The sequence below is a fragment of the Solwaraspora sp. WMMD791 genome, assembly GCF_029581195.1.
Taxonomy (GTDB): Bacteria; Actinomycetota; Actinomycetes; order Mycobacteriales; family Micromonosporaceae; genus Micromonospora_E.
Genome location: NZ_CP120737.1, coordinates 2,409,440 through 2,430,477 on the forward strand (window position 1 = coordinate 2,409,440; position 21,038 = coordinate 2,430,477).

General features: G+C 70.0%; 28 protein-coding genes, 1 other RNA gene and 1 pseudogene. 16 read left to right on the plus strand and 14 right to left on the minus strand.

All coding sequences use genetic code 11. From position 1 onward, the window contains the following. The first annotated feature begins 11 nt into the window (after positions 1–11). Positions 12–1,904, plus strand: a complete 1,893-nt coding sequence (locus tag O7623_RS10510) for a heavy metal translocating P-type ATPase (protein WP_282228423.1) — start codon at positions 12–14, stop codon at positions 1,902–1,904. 24 nt (positions 1,905–1,928) lie between these two features. On the opposite strand, the gene O7623_RS10515 is transcribed toward O7623_RS10510, so the two are convergent. Further along, positions 1,929–2,471, minus strand: coding sequence for a hypothetical protein (locus tag O7623_RS10515; RefSeq protein ID WP_282228424.1), 543 nt, complete (start codon positions 2,469–2,471; stop codon positions 1,929–1,931). Positions 2,472–2,579: 108 nt separating this feature from the next. Between O7623_RS10515 and O7623_RS10520 the strand changes: the two genes are divergently transcribed. Then, a complete protein-coding gene (locus tag O7623_RS10520) occupies positions 2,580–3,872 on the plus strand; it encodes a hypothetical protein (protein ID WP_282228425.1) in 1,293 nt (430 codons plus the stop codon). Between the two features lie 16 nt (positions 3,873–3,888). Next, positions 3,889–4,491, plus strand: coding sequence for a DUF4232 domain-containing protein (locus O7623_RS10525; protein ID WP_282228426.1), 603 nt, complete (start codon positions 3,889–3,891; stop codon positions 4,489–4,491). 7 nt (positions 4,492–4,498) lie between these two features. On the opposite strand, the gene O7623_RS10530 is transcribed toward O7623_RS10525, so the two are convergent. Then, a complete protein-coding gene (locus O7623_RS10530; protein WP_282228427.1) occupies positions 4,499–4,753 on the minus strand; it encodes a hypothetical protein in 255 nt (84 codons plus the stop codon). On the opposite strand from O7623_RS10530, the pseudogene O7623_RS31345 reads away from it, so the two are divergent. From O7623_RS31345 to O7623_RS10540, 3 genes and pseudogenes are all read left to right on the plus strand, one after another. Then, positions 4,724–4,836, plus strand: a pseudogene (locus O7623_RS31345) (hypothetical protein); the annotation flags it as partial. The gene O7623_RS10530 and the pseudogene O7623_RS31345 sit on opposite strands and share 30 nt — an antisense overlap. A gap of 104 nt (positions 4,837–4,940) precedes the next feature. Beyond that, positions 4,941–5,174: a hypothetical protein gene (locus O7623_RS10535; protein ID WP_282229372.1), complete on the plus strand. Its 234-nt coding sequence runs from the start codon at positions 4,941–4,943 to the stop codon at positions 5,172–5,174. 16 nt (positions 5,175–5,190) lie between these two features. Continuing rightward, on the plus strand, positions 5,191–5,931 hold the full coding sequence (locus O7623_RS10540; RefSeq protein WP_282228428.1) for a hypothetical protein: 741 nt from the start codon (positions 5,191–5,193) through the stop codon (positions 5,929–5,931). 24 nt (positions 5,932–5,955) lie between these two features. Here the strand turns inward: O7623_RS10540 and O7623_RS10545 are convergent, their stop codons facing one another. The 4 genes from O7623_RS10545 to O7623_RS10560 are packed head-to-tail and all read right to left on the minus strand — an operon-like array spanning position 5,956 to position 6,863. Further along, positions 5,956–6,186, minus strand: coding sequence for a hypothetical protein (locus O7623_RS10545; protein ID WP_282228429.1), 231 nt, complete (start codon positions 6,184–6,186; stop codon positions 5,956–5,958). Beyond that, positions 6,183–6,431, minus strand: a complete 249-nt coding sequence (locus O7623_RS10550; RefSeq protein WP_282228430.1) for a hypothetical protein — start codon at positions 6,429–6,431, stop codon at positions 6,183–6,185. The genes O7623_RS10545 and O7623_RS10550 overlap by 4 nt, the downstream gene beginning before the upstream one ends. Beyond that, entirely contained in the window at positions 6,403–6,720 is a 318-nt protein-coding gene (locus O7623_RS10555; protein WP_282228431.1) for a DivIVA domain-containing protein, read from the minus strand. Before O7623_RS10555 ends, O7623_RS10550 begins: the two co-directional genes overlap by 29 nt. Further along, positions 6,717–6,863 carry a hypothetical protein gene (locus tag O7623_RS10560; RefSeq protein WP_282228432.1) on the minus strand — a complete coding sequence of 49 codons (147 nt, stop codon included), beginning with the start codon at positions 6,861–6,863 and terminating at the stop codon, positions 6,717–6,719. The genes O7623_RS10555 and O7623_RS10560 overlap by 4 nt, the downstream gene beginning before the upstream one ends. Positions 6,864–7,156: 293 nt before the next feature. On the opposite strand from O7623_RS10560, the gene O7623_RS10565 reads away from it, so the two are divergent. From O7623_RS10565 to O7623_RS10585, 5 genes are all read left to right on the plus strand, one after another. After that, entirely contained in the window at positions 7,157–8,011 is an 855-nt protein-coding gene (locus tag O7623_RS10565) for a helix-turn-helix transcriptional regulator (protein ID WP_282228433.1), read from the plus strand. An 18-nt stretch (positions 8,012–8,029) separates the two neighbouring features. Continuing rightward, the gene (locus O7623_RS10570; protein ID WP_282228434.1) at positions 8,030–8,227 is read left to right on the plus strand and encodes a DUF397 domain-containing protein; all 198 of its coding nucleotides are present in this window, start codon (positions 8,030–8,032) and stop codon (positions 8,225–8,227) included. A 32-nt stretch (positions 8,228–8,259) separates the two neighbouring features. Next, on the plus strand, positions 8,260–8,466 hold the full coding sequence (locus tag O7623_RS10575) for a DUF397 domain-containing protein (protein ID WP_282228435.1): 207 nt from the start codon (positions 8,260–8,262) through the stop codon (positions 8,464–8,466). Between the two features lie 97 nt (positions 8,467–8,563). Beyond that, positions 8,564–8,719: a hypothetical protein gene (locus O7623_RS10580; protein WP_282228436.1), complete on the plus strand. Its 156-nt coding sequence runs from the start codon at positions 8,564–8,566 to the stop codon at positions 8,717–8,719. A 93-nt stretch (positions 8,720–8,812) separates the two neighbouring features. Beyond that, positions 8,813–9,694 carry a DUF4231 domain-containing protein gene (locus tag O7623_RS10585; RefSeq protein WP_282228437.1) on the plus strand — a complete coding sequence of 294 codons (882 nt, stop codon included), beginning with the start codon at positions 8,813–8,815 and terminating at the stop codon, positions 9,692–9,694. A gap of 260 nt (positions 9,695–9,954) precedes the next feature. Here the strand turns inward: O7623_RS10585 and O7623_RS10590 are convergent, their stop codons facing one another. Continuing rightward, on the minus strand, positions 9,955–11,292 hold the full coding sequence (locus O7623_RS10590; protein ID WP_282228438.1) for a helix-turn-helix transcriptional regulator: 1,338 nt from the start codon (positions 11,290–11,292) through the stop codon (positions 9,955–9,957). A gap of 41 nt (positions 11,293–11,333) precedes the next feature. Here O7623_RS10590 and O7623_RS10595 point away from each other — a divergent pair, with 41 nt between their 5' ends. Further along, the gene (locus O7623_RS10595) at positions 11,334–12,257 is read left to right on the plus strand and encodes a hypothetical protein (protein WP_282228439.1); all 924 of its coding nucleotides are present in this window, start codon (positions 11,334–11,336) and stop codon (positions 12,255–12,257) included. Continuing rightward, positions 12,254–13,417 carry an acyl-CoA dehydrogenase family protein gene (locus O7623_RS10600; protein ID WP_282228440.1) on the plus strand — a complete coding sequence of 388 codons (1,164 nt, stop codon included), beginning with the start codon at positions 12,254–12,256 and terminating at the stop codon, positions 13,415–13,417. The genes O7623_RS10595 and O7623_RS10600 overlap by 4 nt, the downstream gene beginning before the upstream one ends. On the opposite strand, the gene O7623_RS10605 is transcribed toward O7623_RS10600, so the two are convergent. Then, a complete protein-coding gene (locus tag O7623_RS10605) occupies positions 13,399–13,887 on the minus strand; it encodes an NUDIX hydrolase (protein ID WP_348775138.1) in 489 nt (162 codons plus the stop codon). The two genes, O7623_RS10600 and O7623_RS10605, sit on opposite strands and share 19 nt — an antisense overlap. A gap of 165 nt (positions 13,888–14,052) precedes the next feature. Here O7623_RS10605 and O7623_RS10610 point away from each other — a divergent pair, with 165 nt between their 5' ends. From O7623_RS10610 to O7623_RS10620, 3 genes are all read left to right on the plus strand, one after another. Continuing rightward, positions 14,053–14,496 carry a DUF1801 domain-containing protein gene (locus O7623_RS10610; RefSeq protein WP_282228441.1) on the plus strand — a complete coding sequence of 148 codons (444 nt, stop codon included), beginning with the start codon at positions 14,053–14,055 and terminating at the stop codon, positions 14,494–14,496. Between the two features lie 187 nt (positions 14,497–14,683). Continuing rightward, positions 14,684–15,388, plus strand: a complete 705-nt coding sequence (locus tag O7623_RS10615) for a dienelactone hydrolase family protein (protein WP_282228442.1) — start codon at positions 14,684–14,686, stop codon at positions 15,386–15,388. 210 nt (positions 15,389–15,598) lie between these two features. Next, entirely contained in the window at positions 15,599–15,943 is a 345-nt protein-coding gene (locus tag O7623_RS10620) for a hypothetical protein (protein WP_282228443.1), read from the plus strand. Between the two features lie 5 nt (positions 15,944–15,948). Here O7623_RS10620 and rnpB read toward each other — a convergent pair. From rnpB to O7623_RS10650, 6 genes are all read right to left on the minus strand, one after another. After that, positions 15,949–16,366: RNase P RNA component class A (rnpB, locus tag O7623_RS10625), an RNA gene on the minus strand. A gap of 176 nt (positions 16,367–16,542) precedes the next feature. Beyond that, on the minus strand, positions 16,543–17,157 hold the full coding sequence (locus tag O7623_RS10630) for a histidine phosphatase family protein (protein ID WP_282228444.1): 615 nt from the start codon (positions 17,155–17,157) through the stop codon (positions 16,543–16,545). A 50-nt stretch (positions 17,158–17,207) separates the two neighbouring features. Then, positions 17,208–17,969 (minus strand): sulfite exporter TauE/SafE family protein, encoded by a 762-nt coding sequence (locus O7623_RS10635; RefSeq protein WP_282228445.1) that lies wholly within the window; start codon positions 17,967–17,969, stop codon positions 17,208–17,210. 129 nt (positions 17,970–18,098) lie between these two features. After that, positions 18,099–19,361, minus strand: coding sequence for a bifunctional RNase H/acid phosphatase (locus O7623_RS10640; RefSeq protein WP_282229374.1), 1,263 nt, complete (start codon positions 19,359–19,361; stop codon positions 18,099–18,101). A gap of 8 nt (positions 19,362–19,369) precedes the next feature. Next, a complete protein-coding gene (locus tag O7623_RS10645) occupies positions 19,370–20,110 on the minus strand; it encodes a C4-type zinc ribbon domain-containing protein (RefSeq protein ID WP_282228446.1) in 741 nt (246 codons plus the stop codon). 13 nt (positions 20,111–20,123) lie between these two features. Beyond that, complete coding sequence (locus tag O7623_RS10650; protein ID WP_282228447.1) at positions 20,124–21,035, minus strand: Nif3-like dinuclear metal center hexameric protein; 912 nt, start codon at positions 21,033–21,035, stop codon at positions 20,124–20,126. Positions 21,036–21,038 lie beyond the last annotated feature (3 nt).

A 21,038-nucleotide genomic window follows, 5' to 3' on the forward strand; every position in this document is an offset into this window, starting at 1 on the left:
GTGAGGTGGCGATGCGTGAGTCCCTGCCGACGAGGCGCGGTTCCTGGTGGATCCGCTGGCGGGACTGGATTCCGCTGGGCGCGCTGACCATCGTGGTGCTCGCCGGTGGGCTGGCGCAGCTGACCGGTCACCGCACCCTCGCCGACGCCACCTGGGCGACGACGACGCTCGCCGCGCTGGTGGTAGCGCTACGCTGGACCGTCCAGTCGGTACGACGGCGACGCATCGGCGTCGACGTGATCGCCGTACTGGCGCTGATCGGTGCGCTGCTGGCCGGTGAGCCACTGGCCGGCGCGGTGGTGGCGCTGATGCTGGCCTCCGGGCACACCCTGGAGACGTACGCGCAGCGGCGGGCCCACCGGGACCTGCAGGCGCTCGTGGCACACGCACCCCGTACCGCGCGCCGACGGGCCGCCGACGGCACCGTGGACGTCGTCGCCGTCGACGACGTCGCCGCCGGCGACCAGCTCGTCGTCGGCCCCGGCGAGGTGGTGCCGGTCGACGGCGTCGCCGAGGATCCGGCCACCTGCGACGAATCGGTGGTGACCGGCGAGTCGCAGCCGGTGCAGCGGGCCGCCGGGGACCGGATCGCCAGCGGCGTGGTCAACGCCGGCTCCGCGTTCGGCCTGCGGGCCGTCGAAACGGCGAAGGACAGTACGTACGCCGGGATCGTGCGGATGGCCGCCGAAGCCGGTGCCGGCAAGGCCCCCACGGTCCGCCTCGCCGACCGGTACGCCGCCGCCTTCGTTCCGTTCACCCTGGCGCTGGCCGGCGCCGGCTGGATCGTCTCCGGCGAGTTCGTCCGCGCCGTCGCGGTACTGGTCGTCGCCACTCCCTGCCCACTGCTGCTGGCCACCCCGATCGCGGTCGTCGCCGGGCTGTCCCGCGCCGCCCGCCGAGGCGTCCTGGTCCGCGACGGCGGCGCGCTGGAGCAGCTCGGCCACGCCCGTACCCTGCTGGTCGACAAGACCGGCACGTTGACCACCGGCCGGCCGGAGACCGCCGACGTCGTCACCGGCTCCGACGGCGGTGACGCGGCCGAGCTGCTGCGCCTGGCGGCCTCGGTCGAGCAGCTCTCCCCGCACATCCTGGCCGGCGCGGTGGTCCGCGCGGCACGCGAACGCGGCCTGCGGCTCGTCGCCCCGACCGAGGTGACCGAGGATCCCGGCCGGGGCGTACAGGGCCGGGTCGACGGCCGGACGGTACGGGTCGGCCAGCCCGACGACCCGCTGCCGGACTGGGCCGGCGCGGTCCGGGACCGGGCCGAAGCCGACGGGCTCTCGACGGTGTGGATCACCGTCGACGATGTACCCACCGGAGTGGTTCTGCTGCGCGACCCGGTGCGACCCGACGCGGCCGACACGGTCAGCCGGCTGCGGCAGGCCGGCTTCACCCGGCTGGTCATGCTCACCGGCGACCGGCCGGAGGTCGCCCGGCAGGTCGCCGCGCGGGTCGGGGTCGACGACGTCGTGGCACGCTGTTCGCCGCAGGAGAAGACCACCCGGGTACGCGAGGAGTCCGCCCACGCGGTCACCGTGATGGTCGGCGACGGGGTCAACGACGCACCGGCACTGGCCGCCGCCGACGTCGGAGTCGCGGTCGGCGGGACCGGGGCGAGCGCGGCGGCCGGGGTCGCCGACGCCGTGCTCGCCGTCGACGAGTTGGGCCGGCTGGCCGACGCGGTCGACATCGCCCGCCGGTCCCGGCGGATCGCCGTGCAGAGCGCCGCCGTCGGCATGGGCCTGGCCGTGGTGGCGATGGTGGTCGCCGCGTTCGGCCTGCTGCCGCCGGTGGCCGGCGCGTTCACCCAGGAAGGCATCGACGTCGCGGTGATCCTCAACGCGCTGCGCGCCCTGCGCCCCGGCCGCCGCCGATCCAGCACGCCGTCACCTGGCATGCCGTGACCCAGGTCGGGCGGTGATCCCGGATCAGGCCGCCAGCAGGTCAGACAGCGCCGCCATGTGCGGCACCCGATCCCGGTGCTGCCGGGCCTGCAGCACCAGATTGGCCACCACGAGTGACGGGTCGACCTGCGGCACACTGATTCCGAGGTGCCGACCGACCCAGGGGGCGACCTCGCTCCACCGGTAGAACAGCGTGCCGTCGCGGGCCGGATTGACCGGCGGCGGGAACCCGCCTGGGCCACGTTCACCCGTGACGTAACGGCGGATCGATTCCCGGCTCTGCCCGACCCGCTGCGCGATGTCCGCCAGCGTCACCAGGTCCTGGTCGATCAGCCGCAGCGCGGTGAGGCCGACCGACTCGACGGCCCGGACCGCTGTCGCGATCGCATCCGCGATGGTGGCCGCATCCCGGTCGAACTCCGCGACGGGGAGTCCGCCGTCGACGCCGAAGGCCGCGTCGTCACATCCGGCGGCGAACAGGGCGTCGATCTCGTCGTCGGTCGGACTTCGATCGAGCACGAGGGTGAAGGTATATAGGTGGTGGGACATGGACGTAGTGCGGTTCATAGGGGTGCCTCCGGGGGTGGGTGTCCTGCAGCCTAGCGAACGGCGGTGCACTTTTGCACCAGCGTCGGCGATCGATCGGCTGGCGCGGCGGCGGTAGCCTCGGGGCGCGTGGACGCCGACGCGATCATGTCACTGCTGAGCAGGGTGTACGCCCCAGCCAACAGCTACGTCGACGACGCCGGGCGGCACTCCCACCGCGTACCGTCGACGATCCCGGCGCACGCGCTGGCCGCGCTCGCCGCAAACGGCCTCGCCCCGAACACCTTCCGCCGGTTCGACCACGACGACGCGGTCACCGGCCTGCGCCGGCTGGCTGCCGCCGTACCGGAGCGGGCTGCGGCTGACGCGTTCGTCGCCGGGCTGGGCAGCGCGTCGCCGCGTTGGCGGGCGGTGCTGCCGGCGTGGGCACTCGGCACCACGGTGCCGGCGCATCCGGGCCCGACCGACGGCCGCCGCTGCGACATCTGTTTCCTGACCGCCGACACGATTCTCGACACCACCCTGGCCTGGTGGCAGCGGGCCAGGTCCGGGGCGCCGCTGCCCGGCGACGTCTGCGGCTACCTGCTGGCACTGGAGTCGGCCACCCCGCCGCTGCCGGCGCCGCAGCCGTACGACGTCTGGGTGCTGCACGAGATCCTCGACGTGATCCGGTCGCTGCCGGCGACGACCCGGGCCAGCGGGGCGGCGCAGGCACTGCGGGCCGCCGGGCTGCTGCCCGGAGCCGACAAGTGGACCTACCGGTCGCTGCTGGAGGATCTCGCCTTCGTCGGGGTGCTGCAGACCCCGGAGCATCCGGGGATGCTGACCGCGTTCACCACCGCCCGGCAGCGCGACCAGCGGCCCAGCGTACGGGTCGAGGTGGACGCGCCGCTGGCGTTCTGGCGGGCCGCCGACGGGGTGACCGAGCCGCTGGTGCAGCGGCTCTTCGGGCACCTGCCCAGGCCGGCGGAGCGGCCATCCGCACCAGCTACCGCCGCACCGGCACGGCGGGCACGGCCCGGCACCCGGACGGCGCCGCTGCCGGCCGCGCTGCGCGGCGAGCCCCGCGCCGGTGACCTGTACGCCGTACGCTGCCGTGAGGACGCCTGGGTGCTGGCGTACTGCCATCGGATCGACGACCGGGGCGGCCGCCGCTACGGCCTGGTCGAGTACCTCGACGGGGTTTTCACCGCGCAGCCGACCGCCGCCGATGTGGACGCCACGGTCGACCGGCGGTTGCGCGGCCGTGGGCCGGACCGCTGGCAGATGTGGGCGTCACGGTTGGACGCCACCACCGGCGTACGCCGCATCGCCCGCGACGTCGCCGCTCCCGCCGATGACCGGCCCGCTCCAGATCGGATCGGCAGCGGTGCGGCGAAGGACCTCGCGCATCTGGCATCGTGGTGCTTCCCGGACATGTGACTGGATGGAGCATCCCGTGCGTGTGACCCGTACCGTTGTCGCGACCTGCCTGATCCCTGCGGCGCTCGCGCTCGCCGCCTGTGGTGACCCCGAGTCCGGGGCGCAGCCGCCGACCGGCGGGCCGCCGACCGCTGCCAGCGCCGACCCGACCGACGCCGGCTCCGACGCCCCCGGCGACGGCGGTACGGCGGCCTGCGCCAGCGCGGACCTCTCCGTCGACGTGACAATCCAGGACGCTGGGCTGGCCCTGCTGGCGCTGACCAACTCCTCGTCGACGCCGTGCCAGGTCGACGGATGGGCAACGCTGGCGTTCGAGCGGGCCGACCGCAGCCCGGTGGAGGTCGACCAGGAGCAGGTGGAGCAGCCGGGGCCGCCGCTGGCAACCGAGTTGGATCCGGGCGAGTCGGCGTTCGCCGGGGTCAAGTGGGCCACCTGCGAACCGGCGTTGCCCGACTGCGCGGTGGTGACCACGGTCCTGGTCGGTGCCCCCGGCGACAACGCCACGGTGGTGGCCCGGGTCATCGGCATCGACGGCAACGAGTCCGTCGGCGAGCTGCCGGTCGCCGACGTGCAGATCGGCTCGATCCAGCCGTCCACTCAGGGCGTCGTGGCCTGGTAGGCCGAGCTCAGGACCCTGCTCCCCGCTGACGCACGCGGATCGCGTCGCGGGAGGCGGTCACCGTGCGGCGCAGTTCGTCGAGGTCGACGTCGACCAGCTGCCCGGCCGCCTCACGGATCCGGCCGGCCACCACGACGGCGTCGATGTTGCGGGCGTCGGCACCGAGGACCAGGGTGCCGACCGCGTCGTTGAGCGGCATCGTGTTGACGTCGCCGGCACCGCCTGCCGCGATGTGCAGGCCGGGGCCGACCGCGACGATCACGTCGCCGCCGAGCAGCAGGTCGGCCGCCTCGACCTGCTGGCCGGCAACCCGCTGGCGGACGCGTTCTACGCCGACTTCACCGAGCCGGACAACATCGTCCGGATGACCTTCCTCGATCCGGCCGGGTCCACCTTCTCGCCGACTGGCAGCGCGCCGCGCACGCCTGCGTGGCGATCTCCGGCTCGCGCTGGGCCACGACCCACAGGACCGGCGGGTGCACGAGCTGGTCGAGGAGGTGAGCGCGGCCAGCCCGGAGTTCCGCCGGCTGTGGCAGCGCAACGACGTACGGGGCAAGACCCACGAGGCGCAGACGTTCCGGCACGGCTCGGTCGGCGAGTTGACGTTGACGTACCACGTCTTCGACGTGCGGGGTGCCGCTGGTCAGCAGCTGATCGTGTGTTGCTCGGCAGCCTGGCCGTGAGCAACTGGTTGTCGTGATGGACGACGATCAGGTGCAGCACTGGCAGGACCATCGCGCCGCCGGCAACACCGTCGTGCTGCGGGCCGACCGGCGCAAGCTCGACGAAACCTGGCGGCGCAACGACTGGTACGTCGGCAGCGCCGCAGTCGCACTCGTGACCGTCGGCAGCACCAACCTCGCTCTGACCCTCACCGGCCTCGGCCGGGCCACCACGTTCCTGCTGCTCAGTGTGCTGCTGTTGATTCTGGTCGGCGTCCTCGGGCTCGGGCTGTTCATGCGCCGACGGGTGCGCCGCTACCGCACCGCCGGGGATCGGTTCATCAGCGTCGACAGCGCCGGGATCACCCTGGCCGGCGTACCCACAGTGCCATGGGACGGCATGCTCGGCGTACTCGTCTCGCAGGATCCGCCGCCGCAGCACACCAGCCGCTACCGGCGCTGGGTGCACGAGATGACGTTCCGGGCAGGTGGGTCGCGTACGGTCATGGTGGTCGGCATCCGCGAACCACGCCGCTACCGCGACGCCGCTACCGGCTCGCTGCGCAGCTGCGTCAACTCCTCCGGTGGGCGGTTCGGCATGTTGATGGTCGAACCCGACGTGGCCCTCGACCAGCAGACCATGGTGCGGTTACGGGAGGCGCTGCAAGCTGGCGCGACAGTGGCCGGCGTACCCTTCGAGACCACACAGGACGCGCGTCGGGTCGGATCCGCCACGTACGCCATGCTGCAGGGCAACCGCCTCGAACCTGCCCCGTGACGCCCGGCCGGGCCGATGGACCGGTCAGGTCGAGCGGCGCGGCGGCGGATGGCCGGTCGGCGGAAACCAGTCGATCAGGTTGGCGAGCGCGACCATGGCTTCGATGCCGTGCCCCTGTCGCCAGGCCCGGTCCGCGAGCTGGCACATGATCTCGTGGAACTCCCGCTCCCCTGGCGTGTAGTCGCCGGCCCAGCCGGCGGGTGGGCCGACCGGCCCGACCCACCCGCCGCTGCCACCGGCGTCGCTGGTGCTCACCGCTGTCTCCGACGGATCTGCCGTAGCCCGTCGCGTTGCACGAAGATCTCCCTCCGCTCGACGGCCGCACCGTCGCGGTCCAGCACGTAGCCGCCCAACCAGACCCAGCCGACGTAGGTCCAGCGTGTGTCGACGGCGATGACCCTGAACCGGAAACCCCGGTCACCGGCGAACTGGACGCTGGCGGCGGCCCCGATCAGCAGCACGTCACCCGGCTCAGGTGCCGGGGTCGATGTCGAGTTCACCGACGTACGGCAGTCGGGCCTGATCGCTCTGCCATTCCCGCAACGCCTGCTTGAGCAGCGACAACTCGTCGACGAGTTGGGCGATGCTCTGATCGCGGCGGCGTAGCTCGGCGGCGACCTGGGCGACGTACGCCGCGACGTGCCGTGGGTCGAGGCCCCGCCAGCGGGTGCGGAACCGCACCCGGGTCACCTGCTCGGCGGTCAGCGACACCGGTGCGACGTCCCCCTCGTACGTCTCGCCGTTGACGCTGACCATCGGCGGCCGGTGCCGGCCGGACGACCTGGTCACAGCACTTCTCCGTCCGGTGGCGGCGGCGGGCCGGGCCAGGTCAACCGGCCGCACCACGGACACCATCTGACTTTCACTTTGAAGGCGAACAGTCCGGCCAGGAATCCCAGCAGGACCGCGCCGATCAGCGCACCGATTTCCACGAGGACCTACCCCCTCTTCAGGTGGGGGCGCCGGCCGGCCTCCTTGCCGCGACGCCGGCCGGCGCCCAGGTGGGTGGGGATGTGCGAGGCGACGAGGCGGTACGCCGACTTCGGGTCTGCCGGCCCGGCTCTCGCAGCCAGAGACAGATTGACATCTCTGACGTACGGCTACAAGGCTTCAGTGTAAGTTTTCTCCCAGACGTCCGACAGTGTGGAGACAGGTCTTGAAAGTTGCGTGGATGAGAGGGAGACTGCCTTTCGGCCGATCCGAAGAGGATCCTGAGGAGGTCTACATGTCACGAGCAAGCGGACCAACGATCGCCCGATGGCAGCTCGGCAGGCAGCTCAAGACCGCCCGCGAGGCGGCCGGCTTCACCCAGCTCGCCATCGCCGAGGTGCTCGCCTGCAGCGAATCGAAGATCTACAAGATCGAGGCTGGTGACGTCGGCGTCGGCCGTGGCGACCTGATCGTCATGCTCGACCGCTACGGCGTCACCGACGAAGATCGCCGCACCACCATCTTCGACCTGCAGAAGCAGGGCAAGCAGCGCGGCTGGTGGTCCAAGTACGGCAATCTCCCGATGAACTACAGCATGTACGTCGGCCTCGAAGGCGCCGCCCGCGAGGTGCGCAACTTCGAGCTGGCCATCGTCCCCGGCCTGCTCCAGACCGAGGAGTACGCCCGAGCCGTCGTCGAAGCTGCCTGGCCGGACAACCCCGGTGAGGTGGACCGGCGGGTCGAGCTACGGATGGCGCGCCAAGCGTGCCTCACCGACGACCCGCCGCTGAAGTTCTGGGCCATCGTGGACGAGGCCGCGCTGCACCGACGTACGGGTGGCAACGCGGTGATGCGCCGGCAGCTCGACCATCTGGCCGCGGTGAGCACCCAGCCGAACGTCATGTTGCAGGTACTGCCGTTCAGCGAAGGGCACCATCCCGGCACTACTGGGTCGTTCTCAATCCTGGACTTCGACGAGGACGTGCACAGCCCGGTCGCGTACGTGATCAGCCCAGCTGGCGACGTGTATCTGGAACGCCCCGAGGACATGAATCGGGTTACGCTTACCTACACCCACCTGCACGCGGCGGCGCTCAGCCCAGGCAAGTCCCGGGACCTGATCGCCGCGATCGCCAAGGACTTGGCGTAGACCAGAAGGAGGGGCGCGATGGACCTGGCCCGCGCCGTGTGGATCAAGAGCAGCCGCAGCGACTCGAACAGCCAGTGCGTCGAGGTCGCCCGCAACCTGCCGGGAGTCGTCGCCACCCGCGACAGCAAGGACCCGACCGGCCCGGCGCTGACCTTCGCCCCCTCCGCCTGGACCACCTTCACCACCGCGCTCAAGTCGTCCCAGCTCTCCGCGTAACCGCTCCTCCCCCATCCAAGGAGGCACCGCGAATGCGAGACACCGACCTGACCGACGCCACTTGGCGTACCAGCAGCTACTCCGGCGGCAACGGCAACTGCGTCGAAGTCGCCGACAACCTTCCCACCGTCGTCGCCGTACGCGACAGCAAAGACCGTTCCGGCCCTGTACTCGCGTTCCCACCTACCGCGTGGGCGTCCTTCACGGCGTCAGTCGGGACAGCGACTGATCAGAGGTAGCGGAGCCGTGACCGCGTTGCGACTGAAGCGCGGTCACCCAGCCGGTCTGCAGCGCAGCTGAGCCTGACCCGAGATTTGTTTAGGCAAGGTTGACCGAGTGGCCCGGCTGCGAATGGCGGGGCGCACTCATCTGACCGAGGTCTACTTTTATGTGCTGGCCGTCGTCGAATTGCTGCATGCGCCGGTAAAGAAGCAGCAACACCGGCAGATCGGTATCTTAACCATTTTCACGGAGCTCAACTTCCATCACTGACGCCAATACGACAGTTCCTTGACCACCGCGGTTCAATCAGCGATACTTCGTGACCGCATCATGTCCGGCACAGGAACGACACACGGAGCGCCCGTGACCACCCCTCATGACGAAACACAAGAACAGTCACCTGATGCAGAAAGCCAGATAATTGACATAGGACTACAGGACAGATACCGCGAAATTGGGCGAGACTACGAGCTAGCCATTGACCGCTTACGGGCAGCAAAATCAGCGCAGCTCACTTATTCTATTGTACTAATTTCCGCCTTCACGCTCGCCGCACTTCTTGCATACTCCGTTGCCATAGGGTTATGGCGCGATCAACCGGTCGTAACCCGGTACGTCGGCCTGACAGCACTACTCATTCTGTGCGTATCGATAGGCCGACTCGCAATCAAGAATCGACGAAATATCGTCGAACTCGACTTCAACGCACGTAACCTCAACCACGATCGACAAAGCGCAGCGGCCCGGATACCGTCAGATTCGATAGAATCCCTGAGGATCTACCGCGAAGCATCGCAGGATATCGTGGCCCAGTTCCGCACAAGAGCCACCCGCAATCTCAGGACACACAACACAGTTCAAGCGATTATTATTGTCGGCTCCATTACGGCGTCAACCACAACTGCAATCATGGCAGGAGAGCACCCCCTTAGCTGGTTCTCAACCGGCCTCACCGCCTTCGTCAGCATCACTGCAGGACTTGCCGCTTACTTTAAATTCCGGGAACGTGGATACAATCTTCAATCAACCGCAGATGACATCGAGAAACACTACAACGCAATTCAGTTCCGACTCCACGAATATGCAAAGGTTGAACATGAAGAACAGTCGGGGGAACCTGCAGAGGAGGCGGCAGAAGCAGCACGCCTTCGCCTCTTCGCTGAGAATGTCGAACGACTGAGGGAAGAGCAACGCAAGCGAGAACTGCAGCTTGAGCAATCACCCGGACAACGAGAGGAACGCTAGGGAAGCAAACGCAGGATCACTCAATCCTGCGACCAATCAGATCCTGGAAAGCCTTCGCTGCGAGCAAGGCGCTGCGCGCGGATCAGAACCAAGTGCCGCGCGTTCGCGAGCACACAGCTGGGGTTACCGAAGGCAACCCTTGGCGGCCCGGCCATTCAAGGCCCGCCAAACCATGCGGGACCAACTCGGCAAATAGGTCGTACGCGAGGTCAAGATGCCCGGCCTCGGTGGCGAACTCGCCGTCGCCGGCGCCGCCGCGCCTACTCGGCGGCGCCAATGCGGGTGGCGAACTCTCTGATGCCCGGCAAGGTATTACGCGTGTCGGTGGTGAGCAGGTCGTGGGTGAGGCTCTTCGCCCAGGGCCGGTAGCGGACCTCCTGCGGGGTGTCGGCTTCCGCCGCGAGGAGCGCCTGGTATGCAGCTGCGGGTCGACCACGGCCGTGCAGGGCGAGGGCGGTGTCCTGCCAGTAGCGGGCGCGCCGCTCCAGCGAGGTGATGTGGGCGGGGTTGACGTGCCTGGCGTACTCGACGGCGGTGCCGTAGTCGCCGAGCACCCGCGCGACGCTGATCTTATAGACCGCAAGGTCGAGCGAGGTTATCGGGCTACCTTTGGCGGCCCCTGCTCGACCAAGGGCGTCGTCCGCTTCGGCCAGCAGATGCCACGCGGTGTCACGGTGTTCCCGCATGGCGGCGGTGTAGGCGGCAACGGCAAGGAGCTGCCCGTACATGGCGGCGTGGCGGCCGTCGGTCAGACCGGTGTCGGTGTCGAGTTGTTGAGCGGCGTTCAGGACGAGGCGTTGGGCGCCGTCGCGGTGGCGGCTGCGGCGGAGCACCGTCGCGGCGAGTCGCGTTGCTTCCGCGATGACCAGCGGATCGCCGCTGGCGCGCGCCGCCTGCACCGCTCGATCTGACGTGGACCCGGCCATGCCGTCATCGTGCAATTTGATCAGCAGTTGCGTGGCGACGCTGTACGCCTGGGCTACCCAGCTCGATGCCCGCGCGGCCTGGCCGGCTGGGGCCTGGTCGCGTACCGCAGTGGCTTGGGTGAGTAGGCGCGGCAACCGTCGGGCGAGTTGGCTGTAGCGGCAGGCCCGGAAATCCGCTGCGGCGGCGGCAAGCTGGGCACGGAGCTGGTGCTCGGGGATCGCGGGAGCGGTGACCCGCCCGAAGATCACGTCTTCGACGGTGGCGGTAATGGCGTGGGCCGACGTCGGCAGCAGGGCGGCGCCCGTGCTCAGGCCGAGCGTGCCGGCGATCAAGTCACGTCGACGCATCGAATCACCACCACCGTCGTCGGGGTCCTCGACCACATTAGCTGCGCTGCTCCGTGTTGGCGCGGATGACGCGGCCAGGCCGAACAGACGCGGCGGAATTCCGTACACCTTTGCCAGCCGGCGCAGCTCAGTGATGCTCCACTCTCGCCTTCGGCCGTTCTCCCAACGTGACATGGTGGCTGCGGAGCAGCCTGCGCGTCGCCCGGCTTCCTCAAGAGTGAGCCCGGCCGCTGTCCGCGCGATGCGCAGCAGCTTGCCCACGTCGCCAGCAGCGATGGCAGCGTCGGCTGCTGGCATCGCTGTCCAGGTCGGCTCGGTCGGCACAGCTGCCTCCTCGCACCGATGAAGTTGTTCGAGCGTGACCGATGCTTCGCGGATCACGCAAGACGGTTGCAACTAATGCGTCACGGTCTCGGACTACACGCTTCCTCCCGATGCACTGGGACACACGACCCGTCCTGTTCGGGCGATGGTCAAACCCGCTACCTGCAGGAGTGAAGCTGATGCATGCAATTTCCACAATCGGAGCAACCGCCACCGCGACAGACCTGATTCGAGCTGGGCTGTTGGAGATCGGCGACGGCTGCCAGATCCACCCGACCGCCGCGTTCCTGCCGGCTGACCTGCTCGGCACGCTGCGCCCCATCGTTCTCGGTGCCAGAGTCATAGTCGGCGCGTTCGCCATGGTCCACGGTGGTACACGCGTCGGTGCCGACGCACGCCTCGGCCATCGAGTGATCGTCGGCGAGCCGGAGCACGGCTACGCGATGCGGCAGGTCTATCAGGGATCCGGCGGCACTACCGAGATCAGCTCCGGGGTGGTCCTGCGGGCCGGTGCGATCCTCTACGCGGGTGTCCGGGTCGGAGAGGGCAGCACCATCGGCCACCACACACTGCTTCGCACCAACGTTGTCGTCGGCTCAGGCAGCCAGCTGGCGGCCAACCTGACCGTGGAGCGCGGTGCCCGGATCGGCGACGGTGTCCGCTGCTCGCCGGGCTCGCATCTGACGGCCGACACGGTCGTTGCCGACCGCGTGTTCATCGGCGCGGGCGTGCGCACGATCAACGACAAGCGGCTGACCTGGCGCGACCCGGACAACGAGCAGCCGCTCGACCCGCCGGTGTTCGAGTACGGGTGCAAGGTCGGTTCCGGGGTGTGCGTAATGGCTGGAATCACCATCGGCGCTCACGCGCTCATCGGCAGCGGCTCGGTGGTCACCCGCGACGTACCGGCCAACACCATCGCGTACGGCGTCCCTGCCCGATCGCGCTGCCAGGTGACATCGTGACTGCGGCTCTGGCCTGGCTGGAGCCACTGCGCTGCAGCATTCCGGAGATCGATGGGAAGGCGTGGGACGACCTCGAAGTCATCTCCGACGTACTCGCTCGGCGGGTGTCCACCGCACCGCCCTCCGGCGACCCGGCCCGCGCACAGTGGCTGCTGGACCTCCGTCGCGACCTGGCCTGCGACGATCGCCAGGATCCCCCTGCTCCCGGCGGGCTGGTGCGGCAGGCACTCGCGCAGTTCTGCGCCGGCACCTACGACCTGGATCTGCGCGATGTGACCGGCGCCGGCCATGGGGCGATGATCCTTGCTGACGCCGCCGCTACGGTCCGGGACACCTGGCGGACCCGGCTCAGCCGAGGCGATCTGGTGGGAATCGCCGCGACCGAACGGCACGGCGGCTCTCGCATCCAGGAGATCACCACCCAGGCGAGGTCGGACAGCGACGGTCGCTGGCACATCAGCGGAGAGAAGTGCTGGGTGTCCCGGATCGTCGAGTCGGCCGGTTTCGTGGTCTTCTTCCGGGACCCGGACGACCGGATCACCGCTGCGGTCATCGACGCCGCAGCGCACGGTCTGGCGCGTGAGACGCTGAAGCCGTCCGGTCTGGGTGGCTGGTCGTGGGGAGTGCTGCGGCTGCACGACGTGTCGATCGATCCTGCGACTGATCTGCTCGGGCCGGCCGGAGGCGGGATGGGGGTGTTTCGCAGGCACTTCGCCCGGTTCCGGCCGCTGGTCACCGCGACCGCGCTGGGGACCGCAGCCGGTGTCCACACCTTCGTCGCTGAAGCGCTCGCCGCTCGGCGGAAGGTAGGTGTGCTGCCACGGGTCCGCGACAACGCGCTGATTACCCTCGGGCGCACCCACGCCCAGATTGTCGCCGCGCTGCTCGCCGCCATCACCACCATCAGGCTCGCTGCGTCTGACCACCCGCACGCGGACCTCTTCGCACGCGTCGGCAAGGCCGCCGGAGTCGACACCGCGCACCGGGCGGTCACCGATCTGGCTCCGCTGCTCGGGGCGTACGGATTCCAACAGTCCAGCCCTGTCGCGAAAGCGCGAGCCGACCTCACCGGCATGCTCTACGCCGACGGCGTACATGACAGCCTCTACCGATCGGGCGGCACCACGTTGCTCCGCGCGCCCTACGGTCTCCCCACCTGATTGCCGCCCTCAAGGTAGGCAGTCCCGCTGTCCGTCACCGATTCCAGCGCGGCGGCGGCCCGCCGGGCCAGCAGCGGCGAAAGCCGCTGCTGCGCCTGCGGCAAGGTCGACCACGCCCAGCTACGCAACTCCTGCGGCGGGAGGCGGATCTCGTCGGTCTGCGACGTCTCCAGGATTCCACCGTCGTACACGAACATCACTCCTTCGGTACGGCCGGCGCGTGGCGGCACCCAGTCGACCACCAGCAGCCGGCCGGGAGTAACCGCCAGGCCGAGTTCTTCGGCCAGCTCACGGACCGCCGCGTCGTACGGCGACTCGTCGGCGTCCACCGCCCCGCCGGGCAGCTCCCAGTAGTCCTTGTACGTCGGCTCGACGAGCAGGATCCGTCCGTCATGGTCGCGCAGCAGCACGGCCGAGCCCATCCGTTTGCGCGGCAACGTCGCGGTGTAATCGTCAGGCGGGGAGCTCACCACCGGAGGTTAACCGCCTGAATGTCCAGCTGACGGCACCTTCCGCCGGTCAGGGCCCGTGGCGGCGGGCCGTCTGGACCGATCAGGAATCGAGAAGCACCAGCCGCCGCAGCACGGCTAGCGTGACCCTCGGTCACACCCGACAACGGCAAGGAGAGCGACACGATGGGCAAGGCAGGCACAGACGGATTCTCCGAGAGCGAGCGCGCCGCCATGAAGGAACGCGCCGCAGAGCTCAAGAAGGAGACGACCCGCAGTCGTGGTAGCAAGGCAGCCGCCGAGGAGCTCGACGTGCTGTCGAAGATCGCCCAGATGGAACCGTCGGACCGCGCACTGGCCGAAAGCACTCACGCCATCGTCACCACCAACGCCCCCGACCTGTCCCCGAAGCTCTGGTACGGCCAGCCGGCGTACGCGAGGAAGGGCAAGGTCGTGTGCTTCTTCCGCAGCGGACACGCGGACAAGGAGCCCTACTCCACCTTTGGCTTCACCGCTGCAGCCAACCTCGCCGACGACAGCGGCCTGTGGCCGACGTCCTTCGCCGTTACCCAGCTCAGCGAGCAGGCCGCAGAGAACATCGCCGCCCTTGTCAAGAAGGCCGTGAGCTGACCTGCTGGTACGCCTTCGGCCGAAAGCTGAGCGCCGATAGCGGGTGGGCTGCGCTACGATCGCTGCGCCGTGCATGGCTGCTGCCTGAGGAGGTGAGTCCGATCAACGCTGTGACAGGTCGGGACTCCCTCCCCCGCATGGTCTAGGGAGCGCCCGCACAAGGGACTCTCGAAAGGCGCGTACGCGCATGCACACCATCCAGGAAGAACACTTCGCCGTCGACGGCGTACCCGCTGTGCTTTGGACCTCAACCGGCAGCGGCGCCGACCGTCCGCCGCTGATCGTCATCGGCCACGGCGGCGGCCAGCACAAGACCGCTCCCGGCGTCCTGCACCGTGCCCGCCGATTCGTGTCCAGCGGCTTCGCGGCCGTCTGCGTCGATGTGCCGAACCACGGCGAGCGGCCGACCGACGAGCGCTACCAGCGCATCGCCACCGAGATCCAGGCCGCTGCCAGCTCCGGTGGCGACCTGGCCGGGCTGCTCGCCGACTTCCACGCCCTGGTCGCCGAGCAGACCGTTCCGGAATGGCGGGCCGTCCTCGACCATCTCGACGCCGGCCCGGTCGGCTACTGGGGAGTCTCGCTGGGCTGCGGCCTCGGCGTGCCGTTCGTCGCCGCCGAACCGCGCGTCCGCGCGGCGGTCCTCGGCCTCGGCGGAGCCGCCGCCGCTGCCACGCTGGACGCTGCGGCTCGGATCAGTGTGCCGGTCGAGTTTCTGGTCCAGTGGGACGATGAACGGGTGCCCCGGGAGCAGAGCCTGGCCCTGTTCGACGCGTTCGGTTCGACCGAGAAGACGTTGCACGCCAACCCGGGCCGGCACGCCGACCGACTCCCGGACCACGAACTGGACAGCGCGGTCCGGTTCTTCACCCGTCACCTCATGGCGCACTGACACTGCAGGGCTGATCGACGCCCGCTGCCTACCGTCACCCGCTCGGGCAAGATCAATGTGAGCGTCATAGTCCCTAACCTCGCAACTTAAGGGCTATGACGCTCACATTGATCTTGATCCTCGGCTCGATATCCGGCTGTCTCACCCGGCAACCGCTGCGCCCACTCGCGGACGGCCTTCGACACCACCGCCCCGCCGTACCCTCACCGGATGAGCACCAGCGACGAGCCGCGCCCGCCCGCGACCACCGAAGGCTGGGTTCGTGCGACGAATGTCCGCACCCTGGTCGAGTCGCTCGCCGACCTGGTCGGCTACGAGGCCGACAACTGGGACTGGGACGCCGTCGAATCCGGGCTCGATGGCACCGACGCCGACGACCCGCAGGGCTGGTACGAGTATCCCTTCATCGGCACCAGCACACTTAACCTGGAACTGGCCAACGACTCCGGTGCCACCATCACCTCGGTCCGGATCCGCCACCGGGCGGACGAAGTCCTGACCGCTCGCGTCGAGACCGTCGTGTCGATGCTGGCCCGCTATCAGGTCACTCCGTGATGGGACGGACGAGTCGACCTGTACGCCGGATTCTGTCCCGTACGCACCAGTTGCCCGGCTGCGCAGCGGGGGCGGCCATCCATCTCGGCCTACCGTCGCCGGCAGGCTCCAGCGGCCTACCCGCAGGCTCGGGCGGGCAGCCCTCGAACGCCTGCGCAGGTCGGCGTCTCGCGACACCGGCCCTTTTGGCCTTGCTCCGGGTGGGGTTTACCGAGCCATCCCGGTCACCCGGGATGCTGGTGGGCTCTTACCCCACCGTTTCACCCTTACCTGGCGTTTTACCGCCCGGCGGTCTGTTTTCTGTGGCACTGTCCCGCGGGTCGCCCCGGGTTGCCGTTAACAACCACCCTGCCCTGTGGAGTCCGGACGTTCCTCGGCAGCAGGGGACGTATCCCCCGCTGACGCGGCCGCCCGGTCGACTCGTCCGTCCGAGGATCAATCGTACGCAGCCCACGATCACCGCCGAGCGACAGGCTGGCCGAGCCCTTCGGTCAGCGGTGATCTAGAAGGATTGTGGTCGATATACCGACCAGATCCTTCTAGATCCACGACGCGACACTCACCCACGGCCGGACGCTCACCCACAGCCCAGGCTCTGCTCAGCTCAGCAGCTCCACCGGTGGCTGGCCGCGCTCGTCCAGCGGCAGGTGGCCGATGTCGTTGAAGCTCACCAGAGTCGGTGCAGCATCGGCACGCCACTGCACGATGGTCAACCCGCAGTTGAACTGGTTCAGCCCGAGCCACCGCCAGTACGGCGCGTCCAGCGCATGCCGGACGAACCAGCCGATCACGAAGTTGTGCGTCACCACCAACTCGTACCGGTCGACGTCACCGACCCGCCCCAAGCGGTTCACCGCTGCCTGGACCCGTACCGCGCCCGGGTCGCGCTCCAGTTCGGGGACCGCGTCGAGGAAATCGGCGTACCGCTGTGGCACCGCCTGGCCGGCCCGCCCAGGTGTCGGCACGGGCGTCACGTCGGCGGCGAACCGACACTCGTGCACCGGGACTCCCGGCAGGAAGTCGGAGAGCTCCTCGGCGGTCTGCGCGGCCCGCGCGGCCGGGCCGTGGTGGACGGCATCGAACGGCACCGCACGCAACCGGGCACCGAGTCGGCGCGCCTGCCGCCGACCCAGCTCCGACAGGCCCGGGTCCGGCCCGGTCTCATCGCTGTTCTGCTCGCCGTGCCGAACCAGGTACACCAGCGTTCGCGCCATCCGACCATGATCGTGGGTGGCCGGTCGTCGTCGGAGGACGGGCCAGCGGCTCAGCGTAGGGCGCGGACCAGCAGCAGGACGCCGATTCCGATGCCGAAGACGACGATCCCGAAGCGCAGGACGGTCGGCGGGAGTTTGCGTACCACTCGCGCGCCGACGTAGCCGCCGACGATGGTGGCCGGTGCGACCGTCGCCGCCGCCAGCCAGTCGACCGGGCCGAAGATGGCGAACACGGCGACGGTGGTGACCCCGACCGCTGCCGAGAGCAGGTTCTTCAGCGCGACCACGCCGTTGAGGGTTTCGTCGAGCACCAGGGCCAGCCCGGCGACCAGCATCACCCCGAGTGCGGCACCGAAGTATCCGCCGTACGCGGCGCAGAAGAAGGTCATCGCCTGCAGTGACCACTGCTCACGCCCGGCCGGCAGGTGGTGGGGTTCGCCGACGAGTCGGCGCAGCTGGTTCTGAAAGCCGAGCACCGCCGCCGCGCTGATCACCAGGAACGGCACGATCAGTTCGAAGACCCGGGCCGGGGTGACCAGCAGCAGGACGCAGCCGAGGACCGCCCCGGCGACTGCGGTCGGCACCAGGCGCCAGATCCGGCGACGGCGCGGCAGGTCGTCTCGGCTGCCGACGGTGCTGGCGACGTAGCCGGGGCAGACCGCGATGGCGTTGGTGACGTTCGCCGCGACCGGGGGCAGCCCGACGGCGATCAACGCAGGGAAGGTGATCAGCGAGCCGCCGCCGGCGGCCGCGTTGACGGTGCCGGCCGCCAACCCTGCCCCGACGAGCAGGGCCAGCTCGGCGATGTCCACCCGTCGGAGCCTAGCCGCCGCTGATCATCGTGGCCCGCGCCCGTCCAAGATCCCGATGATCTTGCACTTATCGAAGGATATAACGGACAAATCTTCGCGATGAGTGCAAGATCGTCGCGAAAGAGGGGGTCAGGGGGTGGCGATGCCGGCGAGGTGGGCGGTGTCGTTGACGGTGCGTACCGCGACGCCACCGTCAGGCCAGGTGTCGATCACCGAGATGCCGGTCGGGTCGAGGTAGAGCCGGTGCAGCAGCGCGTCCCCGGCCCCCAGCGCGTCCCGCAGCATGATCTTGAGCGGGGAGACGTGCGAGACGACCACCACCGTCTTTCCCCGGTACGCGGTGAGCAGCCCCCGCACCGACCTACGTACCCGCGCTGTCACCTGCACGAACGACTCCCCGCCCGGCGGGGCCAGCGCGGTGGAGCCCAGCCACGCGGTCAGCTCGGCCGGCCAGCGTTCGCGGACCTCGGCGAAGGTGCGGCCCTCCCATTCGCCGAAGTCGCATTCGATCAGGTCGTCGTCGGTACGTACCGGTGGGTCGCCGACCTGCGCGGCGATCGCGGTGGCGGTGGCGACGCAACGCGACAGCGGCGAGCTGACGATCACGTCGACGGCGGAGCGGATCACCGCGATCCGGGCGGCAGCGGCGGCGGCCTGCGCGACGCCCTGCTCAGACAGCGGTACGTCGCCCCGGCCGGAGTAGCGGCTCTGCTTGTTCAGCCCGGTCTCGCCGTGGCGGACCAGGATCAGCCGAGTGGCGGTGGCGGTTGCCGGCGGCTCCCAGGAGGCGGTCGGGGTGGGGCCAGAGCCGGCGGCGTCGAACATGGACCGACCGACTGGCGCCGGCGACACCGGATCGGCACCCACAGCCGGCGACACCGGATCGATACCCACAGCCGGCGACACCGGATCGGCACCCACAGCCGGCGACGCCGGGTCGGCCCCGGCGGCAGCCGGGGCCGGTTCCCCGACGGTCGAGGTCGGTTTCCCGGCGGCCCGGTCCATCGCCCGGTTGGCCAGCGCGTCGGCCCGCTTGTTCTTCTCCCGGGGGATCCAGCCGAAGCTGACCATGTCGAACTCGCGGACGAGGGTGGCGGCCTGCGCGGCGAGCGGACGCAGCCCGGGGTTCTTGATCTGCCAGCGGCCGCACATCTGCTCGACGACCAGTTTCGAGTCCATCCGTACGTCGACCGCGGTCGCGCCGAGTTCGGCGGCGGCGCGCAGCCCAGCGATCAGGCCCTGGTACTCGGCGACGTTGTTGGTGGCGACACCGATCGCCTCGCCCCGTTCGGCGAGCACCGCGCCGCTGCCGGCGTCGAGCACCACGGCCCCGTACCCGGCGGGTCCCGGATTGCCCCGGGCGCCGCCGTCGGCCTCGACGATGACCTTCATCGCGGTGCTCACAGGCCCGACTCGGCGGTCCGCACCATGATCCGGCGGCAGTCCTCGCAGCGGACCACCTCGGCGGGGTCGGCGGCCTTGATCCGGCTCCGTTCGGTGGCGGAGAACTCGAGACGGCAGCCGCCGCAGCGGCCGCCGCGCAGCAGGGCGGCGGCCAGCCCGCCGGAGTTTTCGCGGATCTTGTCGTAGAGGGTGACCAGGTCGGCGGGGAGGTCGTTGGCGAGCGGGGCCCGCGACGAGGTCTTGAACTGTTCCTCGCTGGCGATCTCGGCGAGGGCCCGTTCCCGGGCCTGTTCGACCTCGGCGCGCCGCTGCCGGGCGGCGTCGAGCCGGCCGGTGACCTCGTCGAGGGTCGCCTGGGCGGTCTCCCGCTGCTCCATCAGCTCCAGTTCGGCGTCTTCCAGCTCGGTCTGCCGGCGGGTCAGCGACGCCATCTCGTGCTGCAGGGCCTCCAGTTCGCGGGCCGGGCCGGAGCCGAGGGTGAGCCGCGCCTGGTCCTTGTCCTTACGGTTGCGGACCTGCTCGATGTCACGTTCCAGCCGGGCGATGTCGCGGTCCAGGTCGTCGACGGCGACCTGGGCGCGGACCCGTTCGTCCTCCAGGGACGACAGTTCCCGGGCCAGGGCGTCCAGTTCGGCGTGCTCGGGCAGGGTCCGCCGGCGGTGGGCGAGCTGGGCGAGCGCGGTGTCGATCGCCTGCAGGTCGAGCAGGCGGCGCTGGGCTTGCGGGTCTGCCTTCACGGGTGGTGCTCCTTCATCGGTGGGTGGCGGCGGCGTGTGCCGCGACGACGGGGCGCCCGGCCGACGGCGCGTGCAGCGTCCACGGGTCGGTGTCGAGGTCGGATGCGGTCGCCTCGACCGCCAGATCGGTGCGCAGGTGGGCGGCGAGGTCGTCGAGCCAGGGGCGTTCGGTGGCCCAGTGGGCGGCGTCGAGCAGCGCCGGTCCGGCGCCCGAGGCCTGCTCGCTGACCGGGTGGTGGCGCAGGTCGGCGGTGAGGTAGGCGTCGACTCCGGCGGCGTTCGCCGCGTCGAGCAACGAGCCGCCGGCGCCGCCGCAGACCGCCACGGTGGTGATGGTCCGCTTCGGGTCGCCGGCCGCGCGGACCCCCCAGGCCGTGGGCGGCAGCACCGCGGCGGCGTGCCGGGTCAGTTCGGCGAGGCTCAGCGGTACGGGAAGGGTGCCGATGCGGCCGGAGCCCTGCCCGGCGACGGTGGCGGCCGGGCTGCCGGGGGCGGCCGGTACGAGGGGACGCAGGTCGGTCAGGCCGAGCCGGGTGGCGAGGGCGTCGGAAACGCCCGGGTTGGCCACGTCGGCGTTGGTGTGGGCGGCGTACAGCGCGACACCGGCCCGGATCAGCTGGTGGACGATCCGCCCCTGGTACGTGGTCGGGGCGACGGTCGAGACGCCGCGCAGCAGCAACGGATGGTGGGCGATGATCATGTCGGCGCCGGCGCCGACCGCTTCGGCGACCGATTCCGGTACGACGTCGACGACGCACCACACGCGGCGTACCGGCGCGTCGGGTTCGCCGAGGATCAGGCCGACCCGGTCCCATTGTTCGGCCCAGGCCGGCGGGTACCGCCGCTCGACGGCGGCGATCACCTCGGCGACCCGGACCGACGGCGCGACGCTGGACCGTACCGGTGATGATGCAGTGGTGTCCACGGC